Genomic DNA, 13,949 nt, shown 5'->3' with positions numbered 1-13,949 from the left:
CGCCGGTCTCGTCGGCCACACGGTCGTCGTGAACCTGCCCGGCTCGCCCGGCGGGGTGAAGGACGGTCTCGCCGCCCTCGACCCGATCCTCGACCATCTGTTGGCACAAGTCGCAGGAGGCGGCGCTCATGAGTGAACTACTGGCCCGGATCTCCTCGGAACCGCTCGATCCCGCAGCGGTGGACGCCGCGGTGGCGGGCGCCGAACACGGTGCGGTGGTGCTCTTCACCGGTGTCGTCCGCAATCACGACGGTGGACAGTCGGTGACCGCGCTGCAGTACCAGGCACATCCGGATGCCGAAGCGTTCCTGCGGCGGTGCTGCGAGGACGTCGCGGCGAAGTCCGGGCTCCCGGTCGCGGCGGTGCACCGAGTGGGCGATCTCACCATCGGCGATCTCGCGCTGGTCGCGGCGGTCGCCGCCCCACACCGCGCGGAAGCCTTCGCCACCTGCGCCGAACTGGTCGAACGCATCAAGGCCGAAGTGCCGATCTGGAAGCGTCAGCACTTCACCGAGGGTGCCTCGGAGTGGGTGGGTCTGTAGTCACATCAGGGGACTGACGCACCCCGTGCGGTAGGGTGACATGGTTCGGGCGTCACGACGACGCCCACCGTCGTGGGATACCGGCGGCCCGGGATCGTGCCCGGCCCGCACGCACAGATGCAGTACGCACAGATGCACCGGCCTTCCTTGCGGCGATCGCACAGCACCACGGGCACACGGCCCGTCGAGTGCACACACGCCGCATCGAAAGGCAGCGCTGTTCCATGACCACATCTTTCTCCGATCTCGGGGTGCCACGCCCGCTCGTCGCCACGCTGAACGACGCCGGGATCACCAGCCCCTTCCCCATCCAGGTGGACACCCTCCCCGACACCCTCGCCGGTCGTGACGTGCTCGGACGCGGACGCACGGGTAGCGGTAAGACCCTGGCCTTCTCGATCCCGCTCGCAGCTCGCCTCGCCGGCAGGAGCACCCGGGCGGCAGGCCGTCCGCGTGGCCTGATCCTGGCTCCCACCCGCGAACTGGCGACCCAGATCGCCGCGGCCATCGAACCGCTCGCGCATTCGTCGGGTCTGAAGGTCACCACGATCTTCGGCGGCGTGTCGCAGAAGCGCCAGGTCGAGGCCCTCCGTCGCGGCGTGGACATCGTCATCGCCTGCCCGGGCCGCCTCGAGGACCTCATGCGCCAGAAGTTCGTGGTGCTCGACGACATCGAGGTCACCGTGCTCGACGAGGCCGATCACATGGCAGACCTCGGCTTCCTGCCCGGCGTCACCCGCATCCTGACGGCGACACCGAAAGACGGTCAGCGCCTGCTGTTCTCGGCCACCCTGGACAACGGCGTCGACAAGCTCGTCAAGCGGTTCCTGAAGAACCCGGTCATGCACTCGGTCGACGAGGCCACCTCCCCCGTCGCCGCGATGACCCACCACGTCTTCGACGTCGCGGGCATGGATGCGAAGAAGGACCTCGTCCGCGCCCTCGCATCGGGAACCGGTCGCCGAATCCTGTTCATGCGCACCAAGCATCAGGCCCGCAAGCTCGCCAAGCAGCTCACCGACTCCGGCATCCCGGCGGTGGACCTGCACGGCAACCTCTCCCAGAACGCCCGCGACCGCAATCTCGCCGCGTTCTCGTCGGGTGAGGCGCGGGTGCTCGTGGCGACGGACGTCGCCGCACGTGGTGTCCACGTCGACGACGTCGAACTCGTCGTGCACGTCGATCCCCCGGCCGAGCACAAGGCGTACCTGCACCGCTCCGGTCGCACGGCCCGCGCCGGCAGCACCGGCGACGTCGTCACCGTCGTCCTGCCCGACCAGCGCAGGGATCTCGCGGCCATCATGCGCAAGGCCGCCATCGACGTCACCCCCATCAAGGTGACGGCGGATTCCGAGCACGTGCTGAAGCTCGTCGGCGAGATCGCGCCGTACGTCGCGCCGGCACCGAAGCAGGCTGCCGCGCCGTCGCGTCCGCAGCGCAACGGCGGCAGCCGCCGTTCGTCGGCTCCCCGCCAGGGCTCCGGTTCGGGTCAGCGTTCCTCGTCGAGCGGACAGCGTTCCGCCGGTGGTCAGCGCTCCTCGGGTGGGCAGCGCGCGGCCGGCGGTCAGCGTTCGACCGGTCAGGGAGCCGCAGCTGCCACCGGTGGCCGTCGTCGTCCCCAGCGCCGTACCTCCGCCGCTCGCTGAGCCGAAGGGCCGGCCTCCCGCGTCAGCGGGGGTGAGTCGGCCTTCCGCCTCAGTGGGGGTGAGTCGGCCTTCCGCCTCAGCGGGATGAATCGGCCTTCCGCCTCAGCGGGGCGTGAATCGGTGTATTGCGTACATCGCGTCCGCGGACACCGGTTCGGCCGGAACACAGCGGCGTAGGCGCTCGCGTACGTCGTCGGAGTCCAGATCGGCCCCGATGACGACGAGCTGCGTCCCGTCGGGCACGTCGTCGCCGCGACCCGCCGGTTCGAACCGGATGTGGTCGCCGACGGTGTGCAACAGATAGGTGCCGGTGTCCAAGCCGGCAGCGACTCGCACGTATCCCTTGATACGGAACACCCCTGCGGGCTGGTTCTCGAGGAAATCGACCAGCACGCGGGGGTGCAGTGCATCTGCGGACTCGAAGGTGATCGCGTCGTAGCCGTCGTGCAGATGGGTGTGCTCGTGGTCGTCCTGCTCGTAGAGCAACCGGTCGAGGGTGAGCTGCTCCCCCGGCTGCGGACCCGGCCGCTCCGGGATGTCGAACAGCAACGCCGGGTCGATGCGGCCGTGGTCGGTCGAGACGACGGCGGCGCGGGAGTTGAGCCGGCACAGGCGGGTCAGCAGATCGTCGTGGGCGTCACCGTCGATCCGGTCGGTCTTGTTGATCAGCACCAGATCGGCGAGCGCCACGTGCTGTTCGAGCTCGGGATGCTGCTCCGCGGTCGCGTCGAACTCCACCGCGTCGACGACCAGCACGAGGCCACCGTAGGAGACGTATTCGTTCTCCGAACCGGCGACGAGCCGGATCATGTTGCGGGGCTCGGCGAGTCCGCTCGCCTCGACGACGATCACGTCGAGATCGGACGAGCGGTGGGCGAGCTTGTCGAGCATCGCGTCCATGTCGCTGACATCGACTGCGCAGCACAGACATCCGTTGCTCAGCGAGACCATCGAGTCGACCTGCCCCGCCACCATCATCGAATCGATGTTGACGGAACCGAAGTCGTTGACGATCACACCGATCCGCGCACCCCGGGTGTTGCGCAGCAGGTGGTTGAGCAGCGTCGTCTTCCCCGCGCCGAGAAATCCGGCCACCACGATCACCGGGATCTGCTTCTTCGCCATGATGGTGAGACTAGCGGGGCGCTCGTGCGCGGTTCCGGCGGCAACCNCCGGCGGCATCAGCTGCCGCGCTTGATCCACTCCTCGAGATGCGGCGACTCGGTGCCGATCGTGGTGCCGTCGCCGTGACCGGTGTGCACCTTCGTCTCCGCGGGCAGGACGAACAGCTTGTCGCGGATCGACCCGATGATGGTCGGGAAGTCCGAGAACGAGCGGCCCGTCGCGCCCGGTCCGCCGGAGAACAGGGTGTCGCCGGTGAACAGCTCACCCGCTTCCGGCAGGTACAGGCAGGTCGAGCCCGGCGAGTGACCCGGCGTGGCGATCGCCTGGATGTCGGTGCCGGCCACGCTGATCCGCTCCCCGTCCTCGAGCGTGCCGTGCGCGACACCCGGGTGGGTCATCTCCCACAGCACGTCGTCGGCCGGGTTGAGCAGGATCGGCGCGTCGAGCTTCTCGGACAGCTCCGGCGCCACGGTGATGTGGTCGTTGTGCGCGTGCGTGCACACGATTGCCACGACCTTCCGTCCACCGACGGCGTCGATGATCGGCTGCGCGGTGTGCGCGGCGTCGATCACCACCACCTCGGAGTCGTCGCCGACGAGCCAGATGTTGTTGTCGACCTCCCATTCGCCGCCGTCGAGCGCGAAGGTGCCCGACGTGACGACCCGGTCGACGCGGATCGGCGAGGTGCTCACAGGACCACCACCGAACGGAGAACCTCACCGCGGTGCATCGTCTCGAACGCCTTCTCGACGTCGTCGATGCCGATGCGCTCGGTGACGAACTTCTCGAGCGGCAGGCGTCCCTGCTGGTAGAGGTCGACGTAGGTCGGGAAGTCGCGCTCGGGCAGGCAGTCGCCGTACCACGAGCTCTTGAGCGAGCCGCCGTGCGAGAAGAAATCGATCAGCGGCATCTCGAGCGTCATGTCCGGGGTGGGCACGCCGACGAGGACGACGGTCCCGGCGAGGTCGCGCGCGTAGAAGGCCTGCTTGTAGGTCTCCGGACGGCCCACGGCCTCGATGACGACATCGGCACCGAAACCGCCCGTCAGCTCCTTGATGGCCTCGACCGCGTCGGTCGAGGTCGAGTTGACGGTGTGGGTGGCACCGAGGTCGGTGGCCCACTCGAGCTTCTTGTCGTCGCGGTCGACGGCGATGATTGTGCCGGCGCCCGCCAGGCGCGCACCCATGATCGCGGCGTCGCCGACACCGCCGCAGCCGATGACGGCGACGGACTGGCCGCGGGTGACCCCGCCGGTGTTCACGGCGGCACCGAGACCGGCCATGACACCGCAGCCGAGCAGGCCGACGACGGCCGGATCGGCGCTCGGGTCGACCTTGGTGCACTGTCCGGCGTGGACGAGGGTCTTGTCGGCGAAGGCGCCGATGCCCAGCGCCGGGGAGAGCTCGGTGCCGTCCTCGAGCGTCATCTTCTGCGTGGCGTTGAAGGTGTCGAAGCAGTACTGCGGCTGGCCACGCTTGCAGGCGCGACACTGGCCGCACACCGCGCGCCAGTTCAGGACGACGAAGTCGCCGACGGCGACCGAGTCGACGCCCTCACCGACGGACTCGACGACACCGGCGGCCTCGTGGCCGAGCAGGAACGGGAACTCGTCGTTGATGCCACCCTCGCGGTAGTGCAGGTCGGTGTGGCACACGCCGCACGCGGCGATCGCGACGACGACCTCACCGGGTCCGGGATCGGGGATCACGATGGGCACGACCTCGACGGGCGCTCCCTTCGAGCGAGCGACGACTCCGCGAACTGTTTGCGACATGGTGTCTCCGTTTCGTGATGCGACCGGCAGTGTCCGGTGTTTCCGACTTCCGGTGATTCCGACCCTAGCCACTCCCGCGGCGCTCTGCTCCTGATCGTTCGGCGGGCCCGACCCGGCCGAACGGCCAGTCGCGGAGCGGCGAACTCGAATTGTCCGATTGGCGCATTTCCCTTGGATTTTGCGACTCGCCGTGCGGGCCGGCATTTCTCCGTCGCCACCTCGGAAAACCCGTGTCTGTGTAACGCTGCGAGCGACCTTCGCGAAATCCGTTACGACCCGCCGCACTTCGGCGGGCCGGCAATTCCTCGGTCAGAAACGGATTGGTAGAGGCCCATGGCACTTCGAAAGTCGCTGTCGCGTCGGCGGATTCTCGCCGGCGTCTTCGCCCCCACCGCGCTCGGAGTCGTGGCAGCGGCCGCGATCGTGCTTCCGCAACAGGACACCCCCACCGTGGCCGACCCGTATCTCGCCGGCCTGGCGAAGACCACCGAATGTCACGACATGGTCAGCCTGGGCATCGGCGGTCGCGGCGACATCCCTCGCGACGAGTCGAAGATGCTCGTCGACGAGAACGGCAACCGCCTTCCCGCCGCCCAGCAGGGCGCCTACAGCAGCCACTGGGTCGAGCCGGTCATCAGCGCACCGCTCGAGAACCACGAGGCCGGCGACGGCTACGCGGCCATCTACATCGAGTACCCGGCCGACCTCGCGAGCTACGAGAACGCTGTGGACAAGGGCGCCGAGAACACCATCGAGGTCATGAAGGCCATCCGGCGGTCCTGCCCGAACACCCAGTTCGCCATCGTCGGCTTCAGCGAGGGCGCCGACGTCGCGCGCCGCGCCGCGATGGAGATCGGTGCGCAGGAGCAGGGCGAGGACGGTTCCTGGGACATCATCGATCCCGGTGCCGTCAGCGGCGTGGTCATCCTCTCCGACGCGGGCCGCGAGGCCGGAGAAGGCTTCTTCCCCGGCGCGGAGAACGGCACGAACCCCGATGGCTTCGATCGCCCCTACCAGCCGGGCAGCGACGCCGTTCCCGGACGCGGTGTCCTCCCCGACACGAACGGTGGTTTCGGTCATCTCGCCGGCAAGGTCGCCTCGTTCTGTTCCGAGGGCGACTTCACGTGCTCGGCACCCGAGAACATCGCGCTGATCGAACTGCTCGCGAACGTGGGTCGTCAGGTCAACGGCGACGCCCTGGAACGTGAGGGGCTGACCCCCGCGACCGGCGCCGACCTGGCCCAGGTCGTCGGCCGCGTCGCGCTGCTCGCCCTCGCCGACATCTCGGCGAATCCGGACTGGATGCGGTCGGACGAGACCTTCCTCGAGGTGCTGATCAAGGTCTCCGATCCGAGCTACGATCCCGCCGCCCGCCCCACCACGCCTGTGGCTGCCGACGCCGACTCCGGCGCCACCGGTAGTGAGGACGGCACCGAGGCGCCCATCCCCGCGGAGCGTCTGTCGAACCTCGCGTACCTGCCGGAGAAGATCGTCAAGGAGGTCGTCGGGTTCATCCGGAGCAACGAGAACACCCTCGCGGTGGTGCTCGCCGACCCGTACGACCAGACCTTCGGCTACGACCGTGAGAACGACGACCACTACGGTCACCATTTCGACTACTGGGACGACGACATCGACGGCAAGGGCACGTCCACCGTCGAGTACGCCGCCGCCTGGCTCGAGCACCTGGCCCGCGAGGCCAAGGAGGGCAAGAAGGTCGATCCGAAGAAGGTCGACCAGGCCGCGGTGCTGATGATCGCCGAGGAGACGGCGAAGGCCGAGACCGCCGAGGCGTCCACCACGCCGGAGACCTCTCCGTCCTCGACCGTGACCGACGATGCGACGGTCGCCGACAGCAGCGTGCCCACCCCCGTCGACGGTGTCCCGGCTCCCGCAGGCGACCCCGCTGCACCGGTGGCCCCGCCGGCACCCGAAGTGGGCGTGCCGGCAGCCACGCCCACTCCTGTGACCACCACGACTCCGGTCCCCACCCCGTCGGAGACCACGACTCCGGCCACGGGCGAGACCACCACGGGCGCCGGGTCGACCACCTCCTCCGGAACGCCCACGACGACCGTCGCCCCGACGACGACCACGTCGCCGGCACCGGCTGCCTGACCGTCCTCGACGGGATATCGACGACCGAGAACTCGGCGTCAGCCCGCGGCGCGGACCCCGGCCTCTGCACCGAGAGCCGCGGCCTCACCGCGAGTGCTGACGCCGAGTTTTCGTAGTACGCCGGCCACGTGGAACTTCACCGTCGACTCGCTCACGCCGAGGCGTTCGGCGATGACGCGGTTGCGCCGTCCGGCCACGAGATGTTCGAGGACCTCGATCTCCCGGGGCGCGAGCGCGGCGAGCGCATCGAGAGCGGGGCCGTCCGTCGCAGCGATCGGCAGGTCGAGCGGGAAGCTCACCGCGATTCGTGTGCCCCAGCCGGGGGTCGACTCGGATTCGATTCCACCGCCGAGGGTTTCGACGCGGTCGCGGAGCTGGCGCCCGAGTTCGACGACGTCGATCTCGCCGTTGCCGTCGTCGCGCACGTCCACCAGCAGGGTCGAGTCGTCGCAGGTCCACGCGACGCGCACCCGCGTCACGTCGGTCTGACCGGACATCGCCAGCACCGCGCCCCGGGCGATCGCGCGGGCCGCGTGCGCGACCTCGCCGGGCAGTCCCCGTCCACCCACCGGCGGAGCGACCATCTGCAGGTCGAGCGGACGGTGCCGCACCAGATCGCGCAGCTCGCCGTGGAGTCGGGCGAACGCGGTGGTCAGCGCCTCCTCCGCGAGTTCGCGGTGCAGGTCCACCGCCGATCGCAGGCCGATCAGGGCCTCGGTCGCCGTCTCCCGCGCCGTGGTCCGGGCACGGGTGTCGTCGAGATCCTTCGACCGCAGGGTCGCGAGGATCGTCTCGAGGGTCACGGCATGGGATTCGGTGAGCTCGGCGACGGTGCGGGCCCGCTCCGCGGAGGCGGCCCGCGATTCCGCGAGATAGGCCGGGCTGGCGGTGTGCACCTGCAACCGGATGCCGGTCGCGACCACGCCGAACGCCGCCCGCACGAGATCGAGGGCCGCGGAGGTGGCCCGGGCCCCGCGCGGCACGAGCACCAGGAGCGTGTCGGTGCTGTCGAGGATCGCGCACACCTCACGATCGCGACCGGCGAGACGGAAGCTGCCGCGGCGGATCTCCCCCGCGGCGAGGTCGTTCCGCACCCGATCCAGCTCGGCGATGGTCACCCGGTCGACGATCGACGGGTCGCCGGCCACCTTCCGCGGCCGGCCGGTGCATTCCCTCGTGAAGATCACCAGGGCACTGTGCGGAGCGAGGTCGTCGACATAGGTGGAGAATCGCTGCGCGATCTCCGCGAGCGGACCGGTGAGGACGTCGCGCAGCTCGGCGATCAGGACCTCAGGGCGACGGGCAGCGGGACTCACATGCCCACGATATCGGCGTCCACCGGCGCCTTCCCGGGGAGCCCCGGCCCCTGCCGACGCGTGCATCGCGTACTGCGCCACTTCGGCCCCTCGGACGCCGGCCGGCGGTAACATTCCGACCACTGGGGCGACTTCGATTCCTCGTCCGTGGGAGGTGCTGCGAACAGTGGCGGACCCCCGCTCGACGACGGGCACCGCGACCGTGATCGACGGTCGCGACGGGTTCCCTGCGACCGTGCCGGGTCTGCTGCTCGACCGGGTGTCCCGCTCCCCCGACTCCGTCGCCTACCTGCGCCCGGACGGTGAACGGTGGCGTCCTTCGACGTGGACGGACGTACGACGGGAGGTCTTCGACCTCGCCGCGGGGCTGATCGGCCGGGGTGTGGAAGCCGGATCGCGGGTCGCGATCTGCGCGACGACCTGTTACCGGACCGTCGTCGCCGACCTCGCGATCGCGTGCGCGGGCGGTGCCACCGTCCCGATCTACCCGGCGACCCGCGACGACGAGGTGCGGTCGCAGATCCGGCGTGCGCACGCCGTCCTCACCGNGACCGGCCGGTCGCCGCCACCGACATCCTGGGCATCGACGGACTCGACGAGCTCGCCGCCGAAGGTCGTCGTCTGTTGCGCACGGACCCCGGCGTCGTGGAGCGACGGATCGCGGCGCTGTCCCCGGACGACGAGGCCACGCTGATCTACACGGCGTGCGAGGACGGCCGCACCAAGGGTGCGTGCCTGACCCACCGGGGCACGACCTACGGTGCCCGTGCCGTCGCGCAGACCGGCATGATCTCGTCGTCCGACCGTCAGCTGTTGTGGTTGCCGCTCGCGCACGTCTTCGGCCGGTCGTTGCTGCTCATGGCCATGCACACGGGTGTGAGCACCGCCGTCGACGGTCGCGCCGACCGGGTCACCGCGAATCTGCGGACGGTCCGGCCGACCTTCCTGGGGTCGGTCCCGCACGTGCTCGAGAAGATCGCCCGGCTGGAACGGGACGAGCTCGGGGGTCGGCTCCGCTTCGTCATCTCCGGATCGGCGCGGTTGTCCGAGGCGGTCGCCCGGCGGTTCGAGCAGCTCGGTGTACCGGTGCTCGAGTGTTACGGGATCACGGAGACCTCGGGACCGTCGTGCGCGAACCTGCTCGGCGCGCACCGCCCCGGCACGGTCGGCCGACCGCTGCGCGGCACGGAGGTCCGGATCGCCGACACCGGCGAACTCCTCATCCGGAGTCAAGGAGTGATGACCGGTTACCACGACGATCCCGCGGAGACCGCCGCCGTGCTCGACGCCGACGGCTGGTTCCACACGGGCGATCTCGCCGAGATCGACGCCGACGGATTCGTCGTCGTGACAGGGCACCGCAAGGACACCTTCAAGACCAGCACCGGAAAGTACGTCGGCCCCACCGCGCTCGCCGACCGCTGGCGCCGGGTGTGTCCGGGCAGCGAACTCGTCGTGGCCGGGGAGCTGCGCCCGTACTGCGTCGGCCTCGTGTTCACCACCGCGCCGGAACCGGTCGTCGCGGCCGCGCTGGAACAGCTCGACGCCCGATCGGATCCGTGGGAACGCATCCGCCGTTTCGTCACGGTGAGCGCGCCGCCGGAGGCCGACGATCTCGACCCGACCGGGCGTCCGATCCGGGATCGCGTACTCGCCCGGTACGCCCGTCTCGTCGACGAGATGTACGCGAACGGTCGTCGCGCGGGCCAGGACGGGTCGCGGCAGACGAATGCCGTCTGAAGTAAGGTTCGCCTAAACGCAGGTCACCGCGCGGCCGGAGAGACCGGTCGTTCCGCCGTCCACGATCCCCTGCCGAGGAGAACGCACCCATGGCCCGTAGTCTTCGCCCCATCGAGGTCTTCCCGATCACCACGCGGTACCTGAAGGTGCTCCGCGTGACGGACGTGAGCCCCGGGATGCGGCGGGTGACCCTCGGGGGTGAGCAGTTGCAGGCGCACGTCGCGTCGAACGGATTCCCGGTGGAGGCGTTCCGGTCCGACGGTGTGGACGACGAGTTCAAGCTGATGTTCAAGCACCCCGAACTCGACGAGGCCCTCGGCCCCACCCAGGCCGACGGCGTGGTGAACTGGCCGCGCGATCCGAAGCTGCTCATGCGCACCTACACCGTCCGGCGCTGGGATCCGGTCGCCGGCGAGATCGACGTGGACTTCGTGCGCCACGGCGTGGGTCCCGCGTCGAGCTGGTCGTACCGTGCGGAGCCCGGTGAGACGATCCAGATCGCCGGACCGAAGTCGTCGGCCGGACACCCGCAGGGCGTGGACTGGACGCTCGTGGCGGGCGACGAGACGGCGCTGCCCGCCATCGGGCGCTGGCTCGAGAACTGGCCGGCGGGTGCCCGCGGTCGGATCTTCGTCGAGATCGCCGACGACTCGCATCGGCAGGATCTTCCCGTTCCCGCCGGGGTGGAGCTGACCTGGCTGAGCCGCGACGGCGCCGAACCGGGCACGACCACCCTGTTGTTCGATGCCCTCCGGACCGCCGAGTGGTGGGACGGCACCGTCTTCGCGTGGGTGGCCGGTGAGGCCCTCACGCTCACCCCGATCCGGCGGTGGCTGCGCAACGAGAAGGGCCTGCCCAAGGAACAGGTGGAGGTCACCGGCTACTGGCGTCGTCAGGAGGTCGCGGTGTCGGAGGCCGACGCCTCCCTGCCCGATTTCGAGGCGACCGAGGACGAACGCGACCGCTTCGACGAATTGGCCGAGATCGCACCGGGTTTCGCGCTGCGGGTCGCAGCGACCATCGGACTGGCGACGGCCTTCGACGCGTCGCCGCGCACCCTCGACGAGCTCGTGGCCAAGACCGGGACCGACCGCACCGGCCTGGGCAAACTGCTCCGTTATCTCGTCGCTGTGGGGGTGGCCGAGGATCTCGGCGAAGGCCGGTTCCGGCTCACCGGCGTCGGCCGTGAACTCGAGGACGACCACCACATCGAGGAACTGCGACTCGACGGCGTGCACGCGCAGCGGGAACTGGCGGGCATGCTCGCGCTCCTCGCCGCCGTCCGCACGGGCCGCGGGGACGACGCACAGCGGTTCGGGAAGAGCTTCGCGCAGCGCGTCGCGGACGACACCGCTCTCCTGACGGACCGGTACGAGCAGGAAGCCGAGATGGCCGTCTACTTCGCCGGTGCCCTCGCGGCGAAGGTACCCTCCGACGTCACGACGATCGTGGTCTCCGGTGAGGCAGCCGGTTCCTATGCCCACGCCCTCGTCACGGCGAATCCGTCGGCACGGGCGACCGTGGTGGCCGCGCCGTCGGAGATCGAGGTCCTGCGTCGCGTCCACGGCGAGCACGAGCGCGTCGCCTGTACGCCGGGCAGCATGCTCGAAGCCCGCCCCGAACCGGTCGACGCGGTGCTGCTGACCGGCCGGTTGAACGAACTGCCCGATGCCGACGCCGTGCACGTGCTGCAGCAGGCGGCGACGGGACTGAATCCGGGCGGCCGGATCCTCGTCTTCGGCAATGTGCTCGACGACATCGCCCGTGAGCACGACTACGAGGGCGATCTCGTCGACTTCGCGCTCAGCGGCGGCGGTGGTCGTACGCACGAGGACCACCTGGCACTGTTCGAGGCGGCCGGCCTCGCGGAACCCGAGCGCACGACGGTGGGTTGGGGCATGACGCTGTACACGTCCACCGGCTCGGCGGGCTGAGATCGTGAGAATGCAGCGGCCTCGCGACGCGCGGGGCCGCTGCAGAACGACGAGAAGAGCTGCTGCGAGGGAGTCTCCCGCGAGGACTGTCTTCCGAACGGTGGAGCTAAGGGGACTCGAACCCCTGACCCCCACACTGCCAGTGTGGTGCGCTACCAGCTGCGCCATAGCCCCTTGCACGGCCCTGACGGGGACCGCCACCGAAGACTACAGGCGAGAGCGTGAACTCTCGCCTGTAGCGATCTTGTGGAGCTAAGGGGACTCGAACCCCTGACCCCCACACTGCCAGTGTGGTGCGCTACCAGCTGCGCCATAGCCCCGTATTCGGTTGTACCGTCGCGCTCCGGTTGACCCCTTCGCGCTGAAAGAAAACTACACCATCGCGCTCGACGCCAACAAATCGGCTGGTAGACGGCGTGACTGTGGCGGGAGCACGCACCGTGCGCGGCTCCCGCCACCGCTCCGTCTATCCGACGAGTTCGGTCACCCAGTTCTCGTTGCCGAGGGCGTCGATGACGGTCCCCTCGTACACGACAGCCGGCGTGCCGGCCGCTCCGGTCGTCGCGAGCAGACGGCGTCCCGCCTCCGCGTCGGCCGAGGCCTGTTCGATCCGGGCGCCGTCGGTGATGCACTGCGCGACGTCCTCGGAGGCACCCGCGTCGCGCGCCATCTGCGCGAGACCCGCGTTGTCGATGTCACCGTCGCCACCCTCGGCCGGCTGGTTGTCGGGCGACAGCAGGGCGTCGTGGAATGCGGAGAACGCGCGGGCGTCCCCGCTCTCGGCGACGCACTGCGCCGCCGCCACCGCGCGGGTCGAGTAGTCGCCGCTGCTCGACGCCCGGTCGAGGAAGGCGAGCATCCGGTACCGGATCGCCAACTGGCCGTCGTCGATCGCCTGGGCGAGCTCCTGCGAGTGCTTGTGTTCGAGTTCGGCGCAGTAGGGGCACAGCGGGTCCTCGAACAGGTCGACGGTCCGCGGGGCGTCGGGGCGACCCAGCAGGATCGCGCCGTCGTCCTCGATCGACACCTCCACCGCGGCGTTCTGCACGGAGCCGTAACCGTCGCTGCGGGGATCGCCGCTACCCGACGACCACAGGACACCACCGACGACGAGCGCACCGATCACCAGGATCGCGATGCCGCCGAGAATGTAGGTGAACCTGTTCGACGTCGGCTCCGGTGTGTACTTGCCGGATGAGACCTTCTTCGCGCTCACGGATGCTGCCCTCTACTGCTCGTCGATGGGGAAGGACGATCTCACTCTGCCATCGACGGCTGAGGGGCCGCTGAGAGGGAAGCACGTGAACCCGGACCGAGCGCGAACCAGGTGCGCGGCCGGACGACCAGCCATATCGACATCGCCAGGAAGCCGACGTCGCGGGCGATCTCGATCGCATAGTCGCGGCCGTCGACGCCCTCGACCACACCTCCTCCCCCGAAGCAGCCGCAATCGATCGACAGGCCGCGCGCCCACGCCGAGGCGATCGCGGCGACGAGCGCGACCAGCCCCAAGGCGCTGACGAGCGCTGCGAAGCGCGTCGCGAGACCGACGAGCAGGATCAACCCCAGGGCCAGTTCGAGAACGGGGAAGACGGCGGCGAACGGCCGCACCCAGTCGGCGGACAGAATCTGGTACGCCCGTACCGCCACGACGGTCTGCGTCGGATCCGAGAACTTCACCCAACCGGAGACGAGCCACACCGCCGCCAGACCGTATCGGGCAAGCGTGGAGACGAGACCGACCCTCATGCCGG

Annotated in this window: 12 protein-coding genes, 2 tRNA genes and 1 pseudogene (1 of these 15 cut by a window edge); 7 read left to right on the top strand and 8 right to left on the bottom strand. The window is 69.7% G+C overall.

The genetic code is table 11. From position 1 onward, the window contains the following. From moaCB to ACLBYD_RS06735, 3 genes and pseudogenes are all read left to right on the top strand, one after another. Positions 1-136 (top strand): annotated as a pseudogene (moaCB, locus tag ACLBYD_RS06745) (bifunctional molybdenum cofactor biosynthesis protein MoaC/MoaB); it begins 874 nt to the left of the window's first position. After that, positions 129-542: a molybdenum cofactor biosynthesis protein MoaE gene (locus tag ACLBYD_RS06740; RefSeq protein ID WP_006550376.1), complete on the top strand. Its 414-nt coding sequence runs from the start codon at positions 129-131 to the stop codon at positions 540-542. Before moaCB ends, ACLBYD_RS06740 begins: the two are co-directional and overlap by 8 nt. 224 nt (positions 543-766) lie before the next feature. After that, positions 767-2,188 (top strand): DEAD/DEAH box helicase, encoded by a 1,422-nt coding sequence (locus tag ACLBYD_RS06735; RefSeq protein ID WP_447815840.1) that lies wholly within the window; start codon positions 767-769, stop codon positions 2,186-2,188. Positions 2,189-2,290: 102 nt separating this feature from the next. On the opposite strand, the gene ACLBYD_RS06730 is transcribed toward ACLBYD_RS06735, so the two are convergent. The 3 genes from ACLBYD_RS06730 to ACLBYD_RS06720 form a co-directional block, all read right to left on the bottom strand. Then, a complete protein-coding gene (locus tag ACLBYD_RS06730) occupies positions 2,291-3,313 on the bottom strand; it encodes a CobW family GTP-binding protein (protein WP_447815839.1) in 1,023 nt (340 codons plus the stop codon). Positions 3,314-3,369: 56 nt separating this feature from the next. Then, entirely contained in the window at positions 3,370-4,005 is a 636-nt protein-coding gene (locus ACLBYD_RS06725; RefSeq protein WP_041803406.1) for an MBL fold metallo-hydrolase, read from the bottom strand. After that, positions 4,002-5,087 carry an S-(hydroxymethyl)mycothiol dehydrogenase gene (locus tag ACLBYD_RS06720; RefSeq protein WP_060654293.1) on the bottom strand — a complete coding sequence of 362 codons (1,086 nt, stop codon included), beginning with the start codon at positions 5,085-5,087 and terminating at the stop codon, positions 4,002-4,004. Before ACLBYD_RS06720 ends, ACLBYD_RS06725 begins: the two co-directional genes overlap by 4 nt. A 333-nt stretch (positions 5,088-5,420) precedes the next feature. Here ACLBYD_RS06720 and ACLBYD_RS06715 point away from each other — a divergent pair, with 333 nt between their 5' ends. Beyond that, entirely contained in the window at positions 5,421-7,205 is a 1,785-nt protein-coding gene (locus tag ACLBYD_RS06715) for a cutinase family protein (protein ID WP_447815838.1), read from the top strand. Positions 7,206-7,243: 38 nt separating this feature from the next. On the opposite strand, the gene ACLBYD_RS06710 is transcribed toward ACLBYD_RS06715, so the two are convergent. After that, on the bottom strand, positions 7,244-8,521 hold the full coding sequence (locus ACLBYD_RS06710) for a LuxR C-terminal-related transcriptional regulator (RefSeq protein WP_447815837.1): 1,278 nt from the start codon (positions 8,519-8,521) through the stop codon (positions 7,244-7,246). Between ACLBYD_RS06710 and ACLBYD_RS06705 the strand changes: the two genes are divergently transcribed. The 3 genes from ACLBYD_RS06705 (at position 8,427) to ACLBYD_RS06695 (ending at position 12,195) form a co-directional block, all read left to right on the top strand. After that, a complete protein-coding gene (locus tag ACLBYD_RS06705; protein ID WP_447815836.1) occupies positions 8,427-9,215 on the top strand; it encodes an AMP-binding protein in 789 nt (262 codons plus the stop codon). The genes ACLBYD_RS06710 and ACLBYD_RS06705 overlap by 95 nt on opposite strands. Next, the gene (locus tag ACLBYD_RS06700) at positions 9,146-10,261 is read left to right on the top strand and encodes an AMP-binding protein (protein WP_447815835.1); all 1,116 of its coding nucleotides are present in this window, start codon (positions 9,146-9,148) and stop codon (positions 10,259-10,261) included. The genes ACLBYD_RS06705 and ACLBYD_RS06700 overlap by 70 nt, the downstream gene beginning before the upstream one ends. A gap of 89 nt (positions 10,262-10,350) precedes the next feature. Then, the gene (locus tag ACLBYD_RS06695) at positions 10,351-12,195 is read left to right on the top strand and encodes an SIP domain-containing protein (protein WP_447815834.1); all 1,845 of its coding nucleotides are present in this window, start codon (positions 10,351-10,353) and stop codon (positions 12,193-12,195) included. 101 nt (positions 12,196-12,296) lie between these two features. Here ACLBYD_RS06695 and ACLBYD_RS06690 read toward each other — a convergent pair. From ACLBYD_RS06690 to ACLBYD_RS06675, 4 genes are all read right to left on the bottom strand, one after another. Next, a tRNA-Ala gene (locus tag ACLBYD_RS06690) sits at positions 12,297-12,369 on the bottom strand. Positions 12,370-12,442: 73 nt separating this feature from the next. Next, a tRNA-Ala gene (locus ACLBYD_RS06685) sits at positions 12,443-12,515 on the bottom strand. 146 nt (positions 12,516-12,661) lie between these two features. Further along, positions 12,662-13,411: a DsbA family protein gene (locus ACLBYD_RS06680; protein WP_447815833.1), complete on the bottom strand. Its 750-nt coding sequence runs from the start codon at positions 13,409-13,411 to the stop codon at positions 12,662-12,664. A 41-nt stretch (positions 13,412-13,452) separates the two neighbouring features. Beyond that, the gene (locus ACLBYD_RS06675; RefSeq protein WP_447815832.1) at positions 13,453-13,944 is read right to left on the bottom strand and encodes a MauE/DoxX family redox-associated membrane protein; all 492 of its coding nucleotides are present in this window, start codon (positions 13,942-13,944) and stop codon (positions 13,453-13,455) included. Positions 13,945-13,949 lie beyond the last annotated feature (5 nt).

The organism is Rhodococcus sp. C26F (genome assembly GCF_053345925.1).
This window is presented reverse-complemented; position numbering and strand designations above follow the sequence as displayed.